16 protein-coding genes are annotated in these 18,710 nt (G+C 43.8%); 12 read left to right on the top strand and 4 right to left on the bottom strand.

From position 1 onward, the window contains the following. Window positions 1-24: 24 nt before the first annotated feature. Together RTR63_RS01775 and gshB are read left to right on the top strand one after the other, a co-directional pair. A complete protein-coding gene (locus RTR63_RS01775) occupies window positions 25-606 on the top strand; it encodes a hypothetical protein (protein WP_312522347.1) in 582 nt (193 codons plus the stop codon). 42 nt (window positions 607-648) lie between these two features. Next, window positions 649-1,611, top strand: a complete 963-nt coding sequence (gene gshB, locus RTR63_RS01770; RefSeq protein WP_312522346.1) for a glutathione synthase — start codon at window positions 649-651, stop codon at window positions 1,609-1,611. 71 nt (window positions 1,612-1,682) lie between these two features. On the opposite strand, the gene RTR63_RS01765 is transcribed toward gshB, so the two are convergent. After that, complete coding sequence (locus RTR63_RS01765) at window positions 1,683-3,656, bottom strand: PhoX family protein (RefSeq protein WP_312522345.1); 1,974 nt, start codon at window positions 3,654-3,656, stop codon at window positions 1,683-1,685. 346 nt (window positions 3,657-4,002) lie between these two features. Here RTR63_RS01765 and murG point away from each other — a divergent pair, with 346 nt between their 5' ends. The 7 genes from murG (at window position 4,003) to lpxC (ending at window position 12,662) form a co-directional block, all read left to right on the top strand. Further along, window positions 4,003-5,121: an undecaprenyldiphospho-muramoylpentapeptide beta-N-acetylglucosaminyltransferase gene (murG, locus tag RTR63_RS01760; RefSeq protein ID WP_312522344.1), complete on the top strand. Its 1,119-nt coding sequence runs from the start codon at window positions 4,003-4,005 to the stop codon at window positions 5,119-5,121. Window positions 5,122-5,269: 148 nt separating this feature from the next. Then, a complete protein-coding gene (gene murC, locus RTR63_RS01755) occupies window positions 5,270-6,679 on the top strand; it encodes a UDP-N-acetylmuramate--L-alanine ligase (RefSeq protein ID WP_312522377.1) in 1,410 nt (469 codons plus the stop codon). Between the two features lie 236 nt (window positions 6,680-6,915). Continuing rightward, complete coding sequence (locus RTR63_RS01750) at window positions 6,916-7,839, top strand: D-alanine--D-alanine ligase (RefSeq protein ID WP_095356141.1); 924 nt, start codon at window positions 6,916-6,918, stop codon at window positions 7,837-7,839. 197 nt (window positions 7,840-8,036) lie between these two features. After that, entirely contained in the window at window positions 8,037-8,912 is an 876-nt protein-coding gene (locus RTR63_RS01745) for a cell division protein FtsQ/DivIB (protein ID WP_312522343.1), read from the top strand. A gap of 25 nt (window positions 8,913-8,937) precedes the next feature. Then, complete coding sequence (gene ftsA, locus RTR63_RS01740; RefSeq protein ID WP_312522342.1) at window positions 8,938-10,218, top strand: cell division protein FtsA; 1,281 nt, start codon at window positions 8,938-8,940, stop codon at window positions 10,216-10,218. 149 nt (window positions 10,219-10,367) lie between these two features. Next, window positions 10,368-11,588, top strand: a complete 1,221-nt coding sequence (gene ftsZ / locus RTR63_RS01735; RefSeq protein WP_007116178.1) for a cell division protein FtsZ — start codon at window positions 10,368-10,370, stop codon at window positions 11,586-11,588. A gap of 195 nt (window positions 11,589-11,783) precedes the next feature. Further along, on the top strand, window positions 11,784-12,662 hold the full coding sequence (gene lpxC, locus RTR63_RS01730; RefSeq protein WP_312522376.1) for a UDP-3-O-acyl-N-acetylglucosamine deacetylase: 879 nt from the start codon (window positions 11,784-11,786) through the stop codon (window positions 12,660-12,662). A gap of 339 nt (window positions 12,663-13,001) precedes the next feature. On the opposite strand, the gene RTR63_RS01725 is transcribed toward lpxC, so the two are convergent. Beyond that, window positions 13,002-13,490: a DciA family protein gene (locus RTR63_RS01725; protein ID WP_312522341.1), complete on the bottom strand. Its 489-nt coding sequence runs from the start codon at window positions 13,488-13,490 to the stop codon at window positions 13,002-13,004. 191 nt (window positions 13,491-13,681) lie between these two features. Between RTR63_RS01725 and RTR63_RS01720 the strand changes: the two genes are divergently transcribed. Continuing rightward, window positions 13,682-14,377, top strand: coding sequence for a M23 family metallopeptidase (locus RTR63_RS01720; protein ID WP_128680248.1), 696 nt, complete (start codon window positions 13,682-13,684; stop codon window positions 14,375-14,377). 98 nt (window positions 14,378-14,475) lie between these two features. Here the strand turns inward: RTR63_RS01720 and RTR63_RS01715 are convergent, their stop codons facing one another. Then, window positions 14,476-15,246 carry a DOMON domain-containing protein gene (locus RTR63_RS01715; RefSeq protein ID WP_312522339.1) on the bottom strand — a complete coding sequence of 257 codons (771 nt, stop codon included), beginning with the start codon at window positions 15,244-15,246 and terminating at the stop codon, window positions 14,476-14,478. Between the two features lie 7 nt (window positions 15,247-15,253). Further along, window positions 15,254-15,571 carry a YhbY family RNA-binding protein gene (locus RTR63_RS01710; protein ID WP_083106378.1) on the bottom strand — a complete coding sequence of 106 codons (318 nt, stop codon included), beginning with the start codon at window positions 15,569-15,571 and terminating at the stop codon, window positions 15,254-15,256. 330 nt (window positions 15,572-15,901) lie between these two features. On the opposite strand from RTR63_RS01710, the gene rlmE reads away from it, so the two are divergent. Together rlmE and ftsH are read left to right on the top strand one after the other, a co-directional pair. Next, on the top strand, window positions 15,902-16,534 hold the full coding sequence (rlmE, locus tag RTR63_RS01705) for a 23S rRNA (uridine(2552)-2'-O)-methyltransferase RlmE (RefSeq protein WP_312522338.1): 633 nt from the start codon (window positions 15,902-15,904) through the stop codon (window positions 16,532-16,534). 243 nt (window positions 16,535-16,777) lie between these two features. Continuing rightward, on the top strand, window positions 16,778-18,679 hold the full coding sequence (ftsH, locus tag RTR63_RS01700; protein ID WP_040403605.1) for an ATP-dependent zinc metalloprotease FtsH: 1,902 nt from the start codon (window positions 16,778-16,780) through the stop codon (window positions 18,677-18,679). Window positions 18,680-18,710: the final 31 nt, after the last annotated feature.

Here is an 18,710-nt window from a genome sequence, read left to right as displayed (position 1 = left end):
AATTAACCATTGAAGAGGACGGCTATGTTGACAAAAGCCTTGCCCACCACACTAACAACGACCCATCTTTTGCATGTCGGCACTGGACTCACCTTATCGGCAATATTATTTGCGCTTGCAGGTTGTAGTAGTATCAATGAACTGATGGCAGAGGGTAGCAAACCGCCTGCGATTGTCAATGTAGCAACTGACCAACAGCCGTTTTATGATGCTTTAAATAGCCTTATCTTGCCGCCAAAATCACCGCAAGCTGCGCCACAAGGCATTGCCGATGGTCCTTATAATGGCGTAATGCCAGAAGGCGAGCAATTTACCACCTTTGTGAAGAACGGTTACTTTGATGAATTTTTGGTGGTGTACTACCCAAACTTTGTGACCCAGCTTCGCACCGACTTGGTTAACGGCTTATATCATGGTTGGGTGACGTATCGATTGTCCGATAGCCGTATCAAACAAAAAGTGTTGTTCCGTCAGGGTGTGGTCCAAGAAGCGATTGTTTACAGCCAAGCCGGAAATCCTGAATACCATTTTTGGTTCACCAATGAACAACCGACCAGCGGTATGCGCTATGATAATAATGGCAATGCGGTCGAATCGATGTTTTAATAGCAGAACAAACAATTGATAAAAATTGAACAAGGATCATAAATGAAACCATTGAATTTTCTGATCGTTATGGACGATATCCACACCATTAACTACAAAAAAGACACCACGCTCGCGATGCTGTGGGCGATTGCAGATCGTGGTCATACGGCGCATTATTGCCAAATTCACGATTTGTGGCTTGATAATGGCGCATTGCAAATTGATAGCCAATCGCTCAAAACGTTTAAAGACCCTGCACGTTTTTATGAGCTGGGTGAAAAAACCACGCAGCCTGCCACCGCATTTGACGTTATCTTGATGCGTAAAGACCCGCCGTTTGACATGCAGTTTTTGTATAGCCTGTACTTGCTAGAATACGCTCAGCGAGCAGGTGTATTGGTAGTCAATAACCCAGAAAGCGTACGTGACTGTAACGAAAAATTGTTTGCGACCCAATTTCCTGAGCTAATGACCCCGACGATTGTGACCAACAAACAGACCCATATCCGTGATTTTATCAAAACCCACCAAGATGTCATCGTCAAACCGCTTGATGGCATGGGGGGGATGGGTATTTTTCGTCTGACCGCCGATAGCCCTAATATTGGCTCAACCCTTGAGATGCTAACCCAGCTTGAAAGCTTGCCTGTGATGGCGCAAAAATACTTGCCCGAAATCAAGGATGGGGATAAACGTATTTTAATTGTCGGTGGCAAGCCCGTGGATTATTGCTTGGCGCGTATCCCAAGCCAAGGCGAAACGCGCGGTAATCTAGCTGCAGGTGGTCGTGGGGTCGCCATGCCACTGTCAGCGCAAGAGCGCCAAGTTGCTGAGCAAGTGGCGCCTGTGCTACTACAAAAAGGCTTGTACTTTGTGGGCTTGGATGTGATTGGTGGCAAAGTAACAGAGATTAACGTGACTAGCCCCACCTGCGTGCGTGAGATTGATGACCAATGCGGCACGCATATCGCAGAGGATTTTATTGCGTTTATTGAAACCAATATTGAAACGCAAATTCACTAGCTGTCATTGTCAAAGCAAAATAAAAAACCCAGTCATAGACTGGGTTTTTTATATCATCGCTTGGCAGGGTATTAAGCTTTAAATGCCAAATAACCCACTGCAGCACTGTAGCCATCTTTGAAGTTTTGGTTAATGAGCGGGCGAACCACTGTCTCAACGGCGGGGACAAATGTCATATCACCTGGGTGTTGGAAGTTTGACATGATATAAGTATAGCCATTGACTTCATCGACCGCGTGTAGGCCGGTGGACTCAGCGCCCGCTGGTGTTGACAGGATACGCGCTAATTTTTTGGTATCAACATTGTATGCCCAAAGATAGTTGTTAACATGATAACCAGAGTCTTCACCGATAAATAAGGTACGCATTTTTTCAGAGAATTTTAGGTTGTCCGGGCAAGAGATTTTATCAATGTTAGACGTATTACCTAGCGCATCTTTGACAATGTCTTCCCCTGCTAAGCCTTCAGGTACATACATGCGGGTAGAGACCCATTCAGAGTTAATTGCTTTACCATTGTTATCAACCTGACCGCCTTTAAGCTCATGGGCATACACCGCGCCTGATTTTAGCTGAGCCACTTTGACATCGTATTCGTCCGTGGTCATCGATTTTTCAATGCGCGACATGGCAGAGTAGGCGATTTTATCTTTGATATTGACCGTGGTGCCTTCCATTTTAGTGAATGCCATTGATGCACCTTGCAGCGCTGCGTAGCGGTGGGTTTCTAAAAATGCCGCCGCTTGGGTGAGTTTGTCTGCCGGTAATTTGCTATTTGGCGCAAGTTTTACCCAGTTACTTGCTCCGTCATAGCCGATTTTTTTGTAAGAGGTATCATTGGGGTCAGTGTACTTGACATCCATGATATCGGTTGGTACTACCATATTGGCTAGGGCTTCGATTTCAGCACTGGTCGCATGTCCCAAATGAATCCATTTGATGCTAAAATCGCTGGCAGCCGCAGGGCCACCTTTTGCTGACGTTTGGCTGATTTTGGCGACATAGAGGTTACCTGCAGATAGGTCAGCTGCTTTATCGGCAACAAACATGAATAAACCACTGTTAGTGAAGTCATCACCCATCAACGCAGTACGTTGGTCAGGCATCACTTGAATCAGTTCATGAGAGATACGACCTAAATTAAAATGTTTTTTCGCGATACCAGACCCATCCGCATTGACTACGATTTCTGGTAAATGACCATAATGGTATGGGTTTGCTTTGGTTTCATCACCGTATAAGTTTTTACTAAATGCTTTAAATTGGGCGCTGCTTCTTGCCATGAAAGCGTCTGGTTCATACTCTTCTGATGACAAATGCGTATTCCATGGTGAGAGAGATGCACCACAAGTAATCCATAACCCATACACTTTTGACATATCCACATTGTGGTATTTGACGACTTTGAGTTCGCCTGTTTGTGGGTTTTGGTCAAGCGTCACTACCGCAATGGGTGAAGGCAGTGTACCGTAAGTATTGCTGCCGGCTTGGTCTTTACTTGTATATTCAAACTGCACCACCGAAAATACGGTATTACCTGTTACCCCTGCCACGCGCGCGCCTTTAACTGTCAATAATGAAGAACCATCGGGACAATCAGAGAAAAACTGGCGCGTAGAGGCTAGCACTGAGCTATCCATGATAGGCTTGTTATAGATATCAAAATAGCCGCCTGCAATGATGTCATTACCCTTTAAGTCTTTTAATTTATCGCCTGTTTTAAAAAACGGTTGATACTGTAGCTTATATTCAGTCGTGGTATTGTCATCAAAGGTTGCTTTTAGCTTTGAATCGACATACACCGTTGCCATATTGGCGGGATTTGATAAATTTGGTGCAGCCATACCAACAAACTCAGTGGATTTGATGGTTTTTCGTGTATTATTCAGTATGCCTGCTGTGCTATTACTATCACTATCACTCCCACAACCTGTCAATAAGGTGGCAACAGAGCCTGTGGCAAGTGGCAACACAGGTACCCCTGCCAAAAAACGAATGACATTACGGCGGCTAATGGTTTGGTTTAATTGGTTAACTTCAGTCATGAGTGAATTCCTTGCTGATAGCAGTTAGCAGTTGGCTACGAAATAAATTTTTTTGAAATAATGCAGAAACAATTATGCTGAGTATGGTAAAGGGGATATGTGACAGTGGCTTGACTGATTCATGACAGAACTGTGACAACTAATCATCCGCTTTGAATATAAAGCGATACCATGGCTGCAAAATCTTCACGCTACTTAGCAATTCAAGTGATTTACTTTATTATTGGGTGAAATAATGCTATGATTTTGCCATTTTTATGGTGATTGTTTTTCCCGATAAACGGTCAGTCATACGGGGTTTTTTAATCCCCACCTCACCTAGATTGGATTGGTCAAGGATAATAAGATGAGTGAGCCAACGATGCAAAAACCGCGCGTGCTGATGATGGCAGCAGGCACGGGTGGGCATGTGTTTCCAGCGATTGCAGTGGCTCAAGCGTTACAACAATCAGGTGCCCAAGTGCATTGGCTCGGCACCCTAGTCGGTATGGAAAATGAGTTGCTACAACATTACGACTTTACCTACCATGCCATCAATATGCAGGGGTTACGCGGGAACGGTATCAAACGTTTATTTAAAGCCCCGTCAACCTTACTCAAAGCAACATTAGCCGCTATCAAAATCATCAAAACCAATAAAATCGGCATCGTGGTAGGGTTTGGTGGTTATGTGACCGCACCCGGCGGATTGGCTGCCAAATTTTGTAAAATACCCATTTTGATTCATGAACAAAATGCCATCGCAGGCATGAGTAATAACTATCTATCTAAGCTTGCTAATCAAGTGTTAGAAGCCTTCCCAAATACCTTCACCGAACTACCTTCTAATAAAGTGATGACAGTTGGCAACCCCGTACGTGAGGCTATCGTACAAGTACCGCCACCAAAAGCCCGTATCGATGTCAATGATACCAGCCCTTTAAAGCTATTGGTCATTGGCGGTTCTCTGGGTGCTCAGGCACTAAATAATCATATCGCGCCCACGCTAAAAAAATTAGAAAGTCTGCCAGACGCCAAGCCATGGCAAGTGCGGCATCAATGTGGTAAAAACAACCAAGAGGCTACCCAAGCGGTATATAGCGAAGCACAACTCCAATCAACCCAGTATGAGATTTTGCCATTTGTCAAAGATATGGCAGAAGCATACAGCTGGGCAGATGTGATTGTCTGCCGTGCTGGGGCGCTGACGGTCACAGAAGTTGCCACGGTTGGATTGCCTGCGGTGTTTGTGCCGCTGCCCCATGCAGTCGATGATCACCAAACGGCAAACGCCAAAACCCTATCAGAACATGGCGCCGCGTTTTTAATGCCGCAAAAAGAATTAACAGCAGAGAGTTTAAGTGCTATTTTAGCCAAGCTCGACCGTCATCAAATCTTAGCGATGGCAGAAAAAGCACGTGAATTTGCCAAACCCAATGCCACACAGCTGGCTGCCGATGCCATTTTATCCCAGTTAAAACCTTAATTATTTTTTACAACTTATAAGTCTTTTATCATTGAGCCTGTCTATGTCAAAATCAGCCAAAACTGCCACTGCCCAATCTACTGAAAAACCTGAAAAAACCAACCGTGTCACCAAAAAAATTACCAAGCGTGTGGTCGAAATTCCAGAGATGCGTCGTATTCGCCACGTGCATTTTGTCGGTATTGGTGGGGCAGGGATGTGTGGTATTGCTGAAGTTGTCCATAATCATGGCTATATGGTTAGCGGTTCAGACATCAAACAAAGCCCAGTGACCGACCGTTTGACCCAAATGGGCATTCAAGTGTTTATCGGTCATGATTCCAAAAACATCAGTGAAGCCGATGTGGTCGTGGTGTCATCAGCCATTGATCATACCAATCCAGAAATCCAAGCCGCCTTGTCAGGACGTATTCCTGTGGTACGCCGCGCCGATATGTTAGGTGAGCTGATGCGTTACCGTCATGGTATTGCGGTAGCGGGTGCGCATGGTAAAACTACCACCACTAGCCTGCTTACCATGATTTTAACCGAAGCAGGGTTAGATCCTACTTACGTGATTGGTGGTAAACTTAACGCGTCAGGCAAAAACGCGTCATTAGGTCAAAGCCGTTATTTGGTGGCGGAAGCGGATGAGTCGGATGCGTCATTTTTATCGCTGCGTCCGATGGCAGCGATTGTCACCAATATCGACCAAGACCATATGGAAACCTATGGCGGCAGTTTTGACAAACTAAAAGCCGCGTATGTGCAGTTTTTACAAAATATGCCGTTTTATGGGTTGGCGGTATTGTGCGGTGATGACAAAGAATTGTACGGACTGATTGATAAAATCGCGCGCCCTGTGTTGACTTATGGGTTAGAAAAACATAACGATGTACAAGCCATTGATGTGGTGGCAGACGGCACCAAAACCCATTTTACCGTACTGCGTAAAGACCGTGAGCCACTGCCGATTACTTTGAACATTCCCGGTATTCATAATGTCTATAACGCCTTAGCGGCTATTACCATCTCCACCGATGAAGGTGTCAGTGATGAAGCCATTTGTCAGGCGGTCAAAAAATTTGCCGGCGTGGGCAGACGTTTTGAAAACAATGGTAACTACCCTGTCAAAGATGGCGCAGGCGATGTGCTATTGATTGACGACTATGGTCACCACCCAACCGAAGTGGCAATGACTATCAAAGCGGCTCGCCAAAGCTATCCCGATCGCCGCTTGGTGATGATTTTCCAACCCCACCGTTTTACCCGTACCCGCGATTGCTTCGATGACTTCGTGGACGTATTGTCACAAGTCGATGTGTTGATGCTACTCGATGTGTATAGCGCGGGTGAAGCGGTGATTGAAGGCGCGGATAGTCGCAGTCTTGCCCGTACCATCCGTACTCGCGGACAAGTTGAGCCGATTATGCTGAACATCAATGACATGGATCAAATCCGTCAGGTGCTAGGTAGTATGTTAAAAGGCAATGATTTGCTGATTACCCAAGGGGCGGGTAACGTGGGTCAACTCTGTCTAGATTTGGCAAAAAACAATTTATTTTTAACTGAAAAATAACGGCTTGATTGAACAACCGCTTGATTGAAAAACCACGCGGCAAGCGGTTATGAAACTTAAGGTATTGAAAAGCTGTTGTAGCTTGCCCATACTGCCAGCAGGCGATTATTTTATGAGTGAGCTAAAATTGCAAGCCATACCTAAACCATAGCTAAGTCATAGCCAAGCGATAGTTTAAAAATTTGTGTGAAATAATTATAGCAATGAATTCGGTTAACAAAAAATTAGGAATCAATATGTCAGAGCTTATCGATGTCAAACAATTTGGTAAAGTGGCGGTTGTCTGTGGGGGCTGGAGTGCCGAGCGTGAAGTGTCACTCACGAGTGGTCAAGCTGTGCTTGATGCGCTACTCGCTAAAGGCGTGGATGCCCATCACTTTGACCCCAAAGAAACAGATATCTCAAAACTGCGCGACTATGACCGCGTATTTAATGTGCTGCATGGCACTTTTGGCGAAGATGGCAGCCTGCAAGGGGTGCTAGACGGTTTTAATATTCCGTATACCGGTTGTGGCGTGTTAGCCTCTGCGATTGCCATGGATAAGTTTCGCAACCGCTTAGTTTGGCAAGCGTTAGATTTACCAAACGTACCCTATGTCGTGCTTGACGACAATACTGATTTTACTGCTATCGAACAGCAGCTAGGTTTGCCGCTGTTTGTCAAACCCGCCGCTGAAGGCAGTAGTGTTGGCGTCTTTAAAATTAAAGAAGCGGGCGAGCTTGCCAAGACCTACCCACAGCTCAAACAATACCACGGCGCTATTTTGGCAGAAAAAGCCATTACAGGCGGTGAGTATGCTTGCTCAATCCTCGGTGATGAGGTGTTGCCCAGTATTCGCATCATCCCAACGACTGAGTTTTATGACTACGAAGCCAAATACAATCGTGATGATACCGTCTACCAATGCCCATCAGATTTGAGCGAGGCGCAAGAACAAACCATGCAACAAATCGCAAGAAAAGCGTTTGCCGCCATTGGGGGTAAAGGTTGGTCGCGTGTGGATTTTTTACGAGATGACGAAGGCACGCTATATCTACTTGAACTCAATACGGTGCCCGGTATGACCAGTCATAGTCTGGTGCCGATGGCAGCAAAAGCGCGTGGCATGGATTTTGCGACGCTATGTGTGCGTATCTTAGAACAAACGTTGAGCGAATAAGTCATTTTCGTTTATATTTGTTTACAAAAAAAGTACTTGAATTGTCTAGAAGCGTATTATCTATTTACCATTCATTTCATTGAATTTGCTATGATATGCTTCTAAGCATAAATCCTTGTAATATTTTTAGTTATTTTGATTTTTGTTGTTGAGATTTTAGTAATTAATAATTTTAGACCGAGTTATGATTGGTCAATATGGCAAATTCATTTGTGGCAACTGCTTCTCTAGATACTACGCTCCCCAATCGCTTTCATCAGCTGCTGCCAAAGTTGTTAATGCTTGGCGTTGTGTTATTGTTGCTGATATTAGCGGCTTTGGCGATTAATGTGTTCAACAAATTACCCAATGCAGCGATTAGTTTGCAGCATAAAGGGTTAAACACCCAGCAAAACCTGCAGCTTCAGCAATTATTGGGCGAAAAAGCCGACACAAATTTACTCAAGGCTGATTTGCAAAGCTATCTAGCAAAACTTGAAACGGTAGATTGGGTAGGGCAAGCCGATGTGCGCCGCGATTGGCAACGAGGTATTGTGGTCAATGTAGTACCGCGCCAAGCCGTTGCCAAGTTTGGTAGTGAACGTTTAGTCGATGCCAATGGTACGGTATTTAAACCTGTCGATAGCAATGACTTAAATAACGCCAGCTTGATGCAGCTACAAGGCGATAGCCAAAATGCCGTTGTCATGATGCAGCAAATCAAGCAAGTTAGTGATTGGTTTATGCCACTGGGTATAAAAATTGAAGAAGTCATCGTAACGCCCAGAATGGCATGGTTATTTCGCTTTGATAACGGACTTCGGGTACTGGTTGATAATGACAATACGTCAGAAAAACTGTATCGACTGAGCATCATGTTACAAAATCAGCTTAAACCACAGCTTAAAACGCTGCAAACGGTGGATTTACGCTATAAAAATGGCATGGCAATTACCAAACGACCTGTGATACAGCAAGCAAGTGATGCAACTGCCGTCAATAAATCGGATGATACTAAACCCGCGACCGATGCCAACTCAACAACCGATTCGAAAACTAACGCCTTAAAAACCCCAGCCAACCCCAGCCATTAGGTGAAATATAATTTTGTAGTGTTCTATGAAAAAGCCAGATCTGATCGTCGTCGTCCACCTAAGTGCTACTGCTATTCATACTGTGATTGGTCAAATCCACAGTGCGCAAGATATTCGTATTATCGGTTTATCTACCGTCAAAAACCATGATTTCGCCCAAGGTACCATTCGCCACCGCGAACGTCTAAAATCTGCTATCAAACAATCTATTCAAAACGCTGAAGATATGGCAAATTGCCGCGTAAACAGTGTTTGGCTGAGCTTTTCTACCCCAGATTTGCAAAGCGTCAATAGTGTGGGCGAAGTCAAAATCAAACACGATATCGTACAAGCCAAAGACGTGGTCGCCGCGCTAACCCAAGCCAAAAACAAACATCTCCAAGATGATTTGTATTTGATGCATTATGCTCAGCAAGGTATTGCTTTAGATGGCAATGCTGAGATGATTGATGATGCGATTGGCATGCAAGCGAGTGACTTGATGGTGCTCTATCATCTGATGATGATGCCGGTCAAAGGTCGCCAAAATTTACAGCAACTGCTGCAAGAATGTGATGTCAGTATCGACCAAATGCTATTTGATGCCGTATCTACCGCCGAATATGGTTTATTACCCGAAGAAAAATACCATGGCGTATGTCTGATTGATATTGGGGCATCGACGACCAGTATCTGCGTTTACCGTGAAGATAAGCTGATTTATACCCATTGTTTTGCCGAAGGCGGACATCATGCGACACTGGATATCTCTATGCTGCTAGACGTCACCATTGCTGAAGCAGAGAATATGAAAAAATCCCAAGCCAATGTCGATCGTCATGGGATTGATTCAAGCCAATTTTTTACCATCAAGCGTTCACAGCATGACGATGAAAAAACCATTAATATGCTTGAGCTACTTGAAGTCACTGAAGCTCGCTATATCAGTATTTTAGGTCATATTAAAAAAGAGCTGGATAAAGAAGGGCTGAGTGATTTTTTACAACAAGGCTATGTGATCACGGGCGGTGGTGCTGAAATGCGCGGACTATTGCCATTGGCCAAAAAAATCTTTGCCAATAAAGTCAATAAGGTCAATCAACACGCAGCGATTTCTGCCTATACCCAATACGGCGATGATGATAAGCTTCGCACCATTGCGACGATGATTGGTGAGCGTAAATACCAAACCGCGTTTGGCACACTGTTATATAGTCAAAGTGAGGCATTTCATCATAGCGAGAAAAGCTCACCCGACTCTTTGCAAGTTCAGCCCATGCGAGAAAAACTCAAAATTGTGAATAAATTTTTTGGTAAATTTTTCTAAAAAAGAGATGTTTAGTATTTTAAGAGTGCTCATGTTATGATTGACTCTAAAATCCACTAATTGTGTAATGATTTAATTGATATTTAATTTAATATATTTGCTATTTATGCTGCTCAAATCTACTTGACAGCATACGGAGATTTTCAATTATGGAAGCGAAGTTTAGTATTGTACAAGATCACACTGATACATTTGCCGATTCAGCCCGTTTAACCGTTATCGGTGTCGGCGGTGGCGGTGGGAATGCCGTTGAAACCATGGTACAAAATGGTGTAAAAGGCATTACCTTTGTCTGTGCCAACACTGATAGACAAGCGCTTGACCGCCTGTCAGCGCCCAATAAAATCCAGCTCGGTATCAAAAATAACAACCGCGGCTTGGGCGCAGGTGCCAACCCAGAAGTGGGTCGTGAAGCAGCTGAGAGCGATGAAGAACAAATTCGACAATTGCTAGAAAATTCTGACATGGTATTTATTACCGCGGGTATGGGCGGTGGTACGGGTACAGGCGCTGCCCCAGTCATCGCCAGACTTGCCAAAGAGCTGGGCGTTTTGACCGTTGCGGTGGTGACCATGCCATTTACCTTTGAAGGTGGCAGACGTAATAAAGTGGCTAGAGAAGGTATTGAGCAGCTTTCTAACTTTGTCGACTCCATCATCACTATCCCCAACGATAAATTGATGACAGTGTATGGCAAAATCTCTATGAAAGACGCCTTCAAAAAAGCCGATGAAGTGTTACTTCAAGCGGTGCAAGGTATCTCTAATATGATTTCAAAAGATGGTTTTATTAATATCGACTTTAACGATATTCGCACGGCAATGACCTCACGGGGTCATGCGATGATGGGTATCGGTAAAGGCAGTGGGGAAGACCGCGCTGAGATCGCTGCTGAAAAAGCCATCAAAAGCCCATTGCTTGACAATTTATTACTTAAAAATGCCAAAGGCCTATTGGTCAACGTAGTGGCTAGCTCAGATTTCAATTTTGAAGAGCAAGAACGCATCACCCAAAAAGTGCATAGCTTGGTGGATATTGATGAAGCCAACATCTTCTATGGCGTGGTATTTGATGAAGACATGGGCGATGAAATCCAAGTAACCGTGGTGGCAACAGGTCTTACGCTAGATAATACCCCAAAGCACCCAGCTAGAGATTTTGTCTCAGATGCCTCTAGTACCCACAAAGTGGAAGCAGGCACGCATGAACCTGCGTATGCGGCACGCCGTGATATACCACAATCCATCCCTGCACCTCAGCCACCTGTACAGCAAGCTATCGAGCCTGCCCCAGCGCAACCGCAATCATCGCAGCCACAACGCACAGGCAACAGTATTCAAGACTATCTACGTCGCCAGCAAAATCGCTAAGATACCGTATGATTTTTTAAAAGCCCCACAGCTTAATCGTTGTGGGGTTTTTTTATCAATGTGGTCAATCGTAAAGGTCGATAAAATCAATCAAGCATCACTATGATGTGGAAAGGGACAATGGTAGAATAGCCAAATGTAACAAATTATATCAACCTAGCTTTGGCTAAGGATGAGTGCAATCTACTAGGGGGCATTATGCAGCAGCGTACTATTCAACAACCCATCAATCTTGAAGGCATCGGCTTACATAGCGGTAACCCTGTACACCTGCGCTTTTCTCCTGCACCCATTGACTATGGGATTCAGTTTTTACGTAGCGATGTGGCAGATGCACAGCCCATACCCGCTATCTATCATGCGGTAACCGATACCATGATGTCCTCAAATCTCACCAATGAATTAGGTCAGCGCATTGGGACAGTCGAGCATTTGATGAGTGCCATCGCTGCGCTTCAAATTGATAACTTACAAATCGAAGTGTCAGCGCCTGAAATCCCAATTATGGATGGTAGTGCCATCGAATTTGTGCAAGTATTGCAACAAGCGGGTATTGCCGAGCAAACCTCTGCCAAACGCTATATTCAGGTGTTGCAACCGATTGAGGTTCGCGTGGAGGATAAAGTCGCAGGATTTCGTCCCTACGATGGATTTGTGTTAGATTTCCAAATTGACTTTAATCACCCTGCGTTTGATGGCTCACATCAAAAGTTTAAATTGGATTTTAATGAAGGCAATTTTATCGAGCATATTGCCAAAGCACGCACATTCGGCTTTTTAAAAGATATTGAGTACCTAAAAAGCAATAACTTAGGGCTGGGGGGGAGTATGCAGAACGCCATTGTTTTAGATGATAGCGGCGTACTTAATCCTGAAGGGTTACGTTTTGACGATGAATTTGTACGCCATAAAGTACTAGATGCGATTGGTGACTTATACCTTGCCGGGCACCAGATTTTGGGCGAGTTTTATGCGTATAAGTCAGGGCATGCGCTCAATAATAAATTGTTACGAGCCTTATTTAGTGATGAAAATAACTATAAAGTTGTAACAAAGTATAACAATGTTAACTAGATTTATTTAACTTTATTAATTTTATTGTGTATTTTTACTAATGAAAAAATTTTACAGATGGCTTGATTAGTAACATTTTTTTATCAAGAAGTTATCATTTTATTACACTAATTAAACCCAACCCCCCAATTCTATCATTTAATTTTTTGGATATCTTTTTTTAGCCATTGGCTACTATAAGCGCAGTAAAAATAAAAAAAAAGATATCTTTATCTACGAGGCTGATTGTAAATTTCTCCCTATATTTTTACTTTCACTTGCATAAGCCATTCATCTATTGATAAATCTTGCGATATCAGCAACATAATTTACATAAAATTACATTGTAACTTGGTTATTTTAGTCTTTTATCAGTTTTTGTAACGCCGCTCTAAGTGGCTCGTTGTCCGTGACAAGGTCACATAGCTGTGTTATATTTCGCTTCGTAGATTCGCTTAGCTGACAATTCTTTACATTGCTAACATTCTGGTTACACTGTAAATCTGTCATTTGCGAGCCATGAATAGGTTTGACAATCACCACGCGAAAACGTAACTGATTAAATTGATGAAAATTGTTATCGAACGCTTGCAGGGTGGAAAGTAGGTGCTGCTGGTTGTAATTGAGGTGATTGGCAAGGGTATGACTGTTCGTACTCACCACAAGTCTAAACGATTCACAAGCAATCACTTGTAAGCTTGCTAAGACCTCTTGAGGCAACACGTTTTGCCAAGCGCTGCGAACATCGTTCGTCAATTGCTGTAACTGCTGCAGCTTTTTTTGAAACGGTAATTGATAGTTGGCAAGACGCTCAGTGCGGGAAGCAAGATGGTTGGTTGGTTTTTTCATAGTCAATGAGCAGTGTGGTGGGTAGTTAAGCGACAAAAATTTTGATTTAGTCTTAGTATTGGGTCTTAGTGTTAGTGTAGGTGATTTTAAGACCAAGTTATAGTGAATTAAATCTTGCCAATGCGCTAAAGCAGCGTTCACATGACATTGGCATAGGGTTTAATAGCATAAGGTTTAACAAAGGATAAAAGATGAAGTTAGCTCTAATCGCATTACCAGTTGTTGCTTTAACCACAATGAGTGTTGCACAAGCTCAAATTCTATCGATTACCAATGCCGGTAAAACCAGTCAAGTCATTGTCCGTGAAGATGATGGTGAAGATTATTATCTGCCTTCAGATGCCGTTAATGCCGCCATCAAAAACCTAAGCCAGCAAACCCAGCAAAAAGAAGACCGCCTCGCAAGTTTAGCACAAAAGCTATCGACTCAGCCAACCACCATTATCAACATGCCTGCAATGGGCAGCTATGCGGGTAATGGCATGTTGGCGTTGCGCCCAATTACGTCATCTGCGCGCATGAGCTCAGGTTTTGGCTATCGTATCCACCCTGTCACTGGTAAATCACAGTTTCATAAAGGGATGGACTTTGCTGCCCCCATTGGCACCCCTATTTATGCCACAGGTAATGGTGTGGTGACTTTCTCAGGTTGGGGTACTGGGTATGGTCGTTATGTTGAAGTAGATCATGGCAACGGTACTGTTACCCGTTACGCACATACTTCTGCAAACTATGTTAACGTTGGCGATACGGTGTATGCAAACCAGCAAATCGCTGCGGTAGGCAACACGGGTCGTTCAACAGGCGCGCACCTACATTATGAAGTACGCCAAAATGGTCAAGCCGTCAATCCGCAAACTTACTTGGCAATGGCGCCAGCACGTTAATCGTTATTATATCTCGGCATATAAAAAAAACTGGCTTATATGCCAGTTTTTTATTTTTCGCTGGGCTATGGTTTAAAACGGTTTAAAACCATCATAATTTAGATGTTTATCCAGTGTGCCTTGTTATGAAAGTCCGCTGGGTGTGCATGCTGTATGGCCCAATAACTCATTTCATCGACGGTTGGAGCTGAGTCAGCTGCTAAGCTATTGTATGACGGTTGCTGAATCACACGCGTTGGATTTAGCCTATAATTACCATTTGCACCAACCAACTTGTCCAATGCTGATTTGGCAAATGTCATACCGACACGAAATGTACCGCTGCTAAACGCATATTGCTGCTGTACCGCTCGTACATGGGTGAGGAGCATTGGACTTGCAGAACACCAAAAAACAAGCGGAAGCTCGGTATCTTGTGTAACTGCCTGGCTAAAAAAATTGATATCCTCACCATAAGTCAGCGCTGTGATAGGCAAGCGCCGAGGGGGTAATGTATTCGGTGTCCGATAACTGTCAAAATAATAAATATTAAACTCACCATTGGTCGCCAAATTGACCTCAAGATACGGGCTATCCGCTTGGCTATCTTTGGCAATAAAACACTCAAAACAATCTGCTTGCCATAAATAATCTTGGCGCATCACATGTTCAAGTGCCAATGGGCTAAATGTCGGAAAATTTGCCCATAGACCAGCTTGTAGAGCGATTTGACTATCATCAATCTTGGGATGGGTAGCATCAAATAAGAGCGTTAAAAATTTACTATCAGAGACCACCTGTACTGAGAGCTGGTAATCCAGTGTTGCCGATACGGTGAGTGGTTCAACCGCGCTCGTCAGTGCGAATGTCATACCCTGTAACGTTTCCATTGTAGCCTTAGCCAAAACGTGCCAAGTTTGATAACTTAGGATTGGCTTCTGGATTGCGACGCAATAATAATACCATACGACCGATACTGGTGACCAAAATCGCATCAGTGGCTTCAGCAATCGCATTTGCCACAGCGTCACGATCTGCTTTGCTACCGGCTGGAATTTTTACTTTAATCAGCTCATGATCGGTTAGTGCGCGCCCAATTTCTTCAATAACGGTTGGGGTAACGCCTTGACCCCCAATCATTACCACCGGGTTCAGCTGGTGACCGATGCCTTTTAAATGTTTGATATCAGCATTTGATAAGCTTGAATTTGCCATAACTGTCAATTGACCTATAAAAAAATTAGCTAGCATTATACCATATTAATCATTTTGCCTAATAAATTATGGGCAATACATAGGCAAAAACACATAGGCAAAAACGCTGCCATGACTTATCAATCTGCAAAAATTACTGGATTAAAAAAATCAATAGCCAATCCATGAGTTAACGCAAGCTAACTTGGTGAAATATGCTAAAATAACAGCCTTAACCCTTGAGATTGTCAAAATTTACCGATGGTCATTCTAGGATGGCTTTGGGTTTTTTAGCCAAATCCCAAGTGAAGAATTTTTAAACTATATATAAAGGGTAGTTTGTAGAGAATTATGGCAACGCGTATTACCAACAAAAAATTGTCCAAAAGTAGCCGTGCGTGGATGAAAGAGCACATTGACGACCACTATGTCAAACTTGCCCAGCGCGATGGCTATCGGGCAAGAGCGGCTTACAAATTGCTAGAAATCAACGAAAAACTGCAGCTGATTAAAAAAGGCATGACGGTGGTCGATTTGGGTTCTGCCCCAGGCAGCTGGTCGCAAGTTGCTGGCAAACTAGTCGGTGACAATGGCAAACTCATTGCCTCAGACATTTTGCCGATGGATACACTAGAGAATGTCACCTTTATCCAAGGTGATTTTCGTGAGCAAGCAGTGTTTGACAACATTATGGCAGAAGTCGCTGATAAAAAAGTGGAAGTGGTGCTGTCTGATATGGCGCCTAATACCTCAGGGTTTTCTGCAGTCGATCAGCCACGCATGATTTATTTATGTGAGCTTGCCATGGACTTTGCCGAGCAAGTGCTCTCGGAAGGTGGCACTTTAGTGATTAAGGTATTCCAAGGTGAAGGCTCTGATGCTTTACGAAAAAATATGCAGCAGCGTTTTAGTAAAGTGCGCAGTATCAAGCCTGCAGCGTCACGCGCGCGCTCAAAAGAAATGTATTGGATTGCCACCAAATAAGGTAATTTGTTTCAGTCTATCCGTAAAGTTAACTGGATAAAAATTGGTAATATGTTTTTACTAGAAAATAACAGAGAATTCGCTTGATAATGTTAAGGTAAATCCATATATCATGCTATATTGAAAGATTAATATAACGTCTATTTTTGGTGAAAAATCTATCTATCTTTGGTAAACATTTTGATTTAACCCCACTTTTTAATCAACCCCCTAACGCGAAGGATGAAAAACAACGTGAGCGACATGGTAAAAAATACCTTATTGTGGTTAGTTGTGATAGGGGTATTAGTGCTAGTCTTTAGCAATTTTGATACCCGCAATGAACCTGATAAGCTCAATTACTCCCAATTTGTCACTGCCGTGGCAACTGACCAGGTCAAAAGTGTCAAAATTGACGGTGAGCAAATTTCTGGCGAAAAGAAAAACGGCTCAACTTTTGAGACAGTGCGTCCGGCGGTCACTGACACTGAGCTAATGCCAAAGCTTATCAAGCATAATGTTGAAGTTCAAGGCGCCACCCCTGAACGTCAAGGTGTGATGATGCAATTACTGATTGCAAGCTTCCCAGTGCTATTGATTATTGGTTTATTCTTGTTCATCATGCGTAACATGAGCGGTGGTGGTGCAGGTGGTGGTCGCGGTATGGGTCCGATGAGTTTTGGTAAATCTAAAGCCAAAATGTTATCAGAAGACCAAATCAAAGTGACATTTGCAGATGTGGCAGGGTGTGATGAAGCCAAGCAAGAAGTAACAGAAATTGTTGACTTCTTACGTGACCCAGAAAAATTTACTAAACTTGGCGCGACTATTCCACGTGGTGTGTTGATGGTAGGCCCGCCAGGGACAGGTAAAACCTTGCTTGCCAAAGCGATTGCAGGCGAAGCGAAAGTACCATTCTTCTCAATTTCAGGTTCTGACTTTGTTGAGATGTTTGTGGGTGTCGGTGCAAGCCGTGTGCGTGATATGTTTGAGCAAGCCAAGAAAAATGCCCCTTGTATCATTTTTATTGACGAGATTGATGCGGTCGGTCGTCATCGCGGCGCAGGCATGGGCGGTGGTCATGACGAACGTGAACAGACTTTAAACCAGTTATTGGTTGAAATGGATGGTTTTGAAGGCAATGACGGGGTAATCGTGATTGCTGCAACCAACCGAGTCGATGTACTCGATAAAGCATTGTTGCGCCCAGGTCGTTTCGATCGTCAAGTACAAGTTGGCTTGCCTGATATCAAAGGCCGTGAGCAAATTCTTCGTGTACACATGAAAAAATTGCCTTCAACAATTGGCGTCGATATTCGTTCATTGGCGCGTGGTACCCCAGGTTTTAGTGGTGCACAATTAGCGAATTTGGTGAACGAGGCGGCACTATTTGCTGCACGTAACAATAAAGCGTCAGTTGATATGAACGACTTTGAAGAAGCCAAAGACAAGCTGTATATGGGTCCAGAACGTAAATCGATGGTACTGCGTGAAGAAGAGCGTCGTGCAACGGCATATCATGAAGCAGGGCATGCCTTAGTAGCTGAAATGCTACCGGGTACCGATCCTGTCCATAAGGTCACTATTATGCCGCGTGGTTGGGCATTAGGTGTTACTTGGCAATTGCCAGAGCATGATCAGACTAGTGTTTATAAGTCAAAAATGCTAAATGATATTGCGATTTTGTTTGGTGGTCGTATCGCCGAAGAAGTGTTTATCAATCAGCAATCGACTGGCGCGTCAAATGATTTTGAACGTGCTACTAAAATGGCACGTGCCATGGTTACCAAATACGGTATGTCAGATGCCATGGGTGTGATGGTGTATGAAGAAGATGAAAACCAAGGTTACTTTGGTGCCTCATCTCGCACTATTTCAGAAGCGACCCAGCAGAAAGTGGACGACGAAGTTCGTCGTATCCTAGAAGCGCAGTATGATATCGCACGTGCATTAATTGAAGGTAATGCGGACAAAATGCATGCCATGGTCGACGCGTTAATGAAATGGGAAACTATCGACCGTGACCAATTGCAAGATATTATGGCAGGTATTCCACCACGCGAGCCTAAAGTTTATCAAGAGCCTGTTAGAGTAAATTTCGATAAACCAAGCAACCCACCGTCAAGTGGGTCGGGCTTAACCCCGCCGCCGTTACCTGCAATGTAAATTATCCATGATATGAGTTACTCAAAAACCG

Source organism: Moraxella sp. CTOTU47724 (genome assembly GCF_032014955.1).
Lineage (GTDB): Bacteria > Pseudomonadota > Gammaproteobacteria > Pseudomonadales > Moraxellaceae > Faucicola > Faucicola tetraodonis.
Note: the sequence above shows the minus strand (reverse complement) of the source record. Positions and strands in the feature narration are given on the sequence as shown.

Excerpts from the sequence above, each read along its gene's own strand:
- RTR63_RS01745 (WP_312522343.1), top strand. The coding sequence starts at position 8,037 with ATGGCAAATTCATTTGTGGCAACTGCTTCTCTAGATACTACGCTCCCC.
- RTR63_RS01750 (WP_095356141.1), top strand. The coding sequence starts at position 6,916 with ATGTCAGAGCTTATCGATGTCAAACAATTTGGTAAAGTGGCGGTTGTC.
- ftsZ (WP_007116178.1), top strand. The coding sequence starts at position 10,368 with ATGGAAGCGAAGTTTAGTATTGTACAAGATCACACTGATACATTTGCC.
- RTR63_RS01765 (WP_312522345.1), bottom strand. The coding sequence starts at position 3,656 with ATGACTGAAGTTAACCAATTAAACCAAACCATTAGCCGCCGTAATGTC.
- RTR63_RS01710 (WP_083106378.1), bottom strand. The coding sequence starts at position 15,571 with ATGGCAAATTCAAGCTTATCAAATGCTGATATCAAACATTTAAAAGGC.
- RTR63_RS01775 (WP_312522347.1), top strand. The coding sequence starts at position 25 with ATGTTGACAAAAGCCTTGCCCACCACACTAACAACGACCCATCTTTTG.
- ftsA (WP_312522342.1), top strand. The coding sequence starts at position 8,938 with ATGAAAAAGCCAGATCTGATCGTCGTCGTCCACCTAAGTGCTACTGCT.
- gshB (WP_312522346.1), top strand. The coding sequence starts at position 649 with ATGAAACCATTGAATTTTCTGATCGTTATGGACGATATCCACACCATT.
- murC (WP_312522377.1), top strand. The coding sequence starts at position 5,270 with ATGCGTCGTATTCGCCACGTGCATTTTGTCGGTATTGGTGGGGCAGGG.
- RTR63_RS01720 (WP_128680248.1), top strand. The coding sequence starts at position 13,682 with ATGAAGTTAGCTCTAATCGCATTACCAGTTGTTGCTTTAACCACAATG.
- RTR63_RS01725 (WP_312522341.1), bottom strand. The coding sequence starts at position 13,490 with ATGAAAAAACCAACCAACCATCTTGCTTCCCGCACTGAGCGTCTTGCC.
- RTR63_RS01715 (WP_312522339.1), bottom strand. The coding sequence starts at position 15,246 with ATGGAAACGTTACAGGGTATGACATTCGCACTGACGAGCGCGGTTGAA.
- murG (WP_312522344.1), top strand. The coding sequence starts at position 4,003 with ATGAGTGAGCCAACGATGCAAAAACCGCGCGTGCTGATGATGGCAGCA.
- rlmE (WP_312522338.1), top strand. The coding sequence starts at position 15,902 with ATGGCAACGCGTATTACCAACAAAAAATTGTCCAAAAGTAGCCGTGCG.
- ftsH (WP_040403605.1), top strand. The coding sequence starts at position 16,778 with ATGGTAAAAAATACCTTATTGTGGTTAGTTGTGATAGGGGTATTAGTG.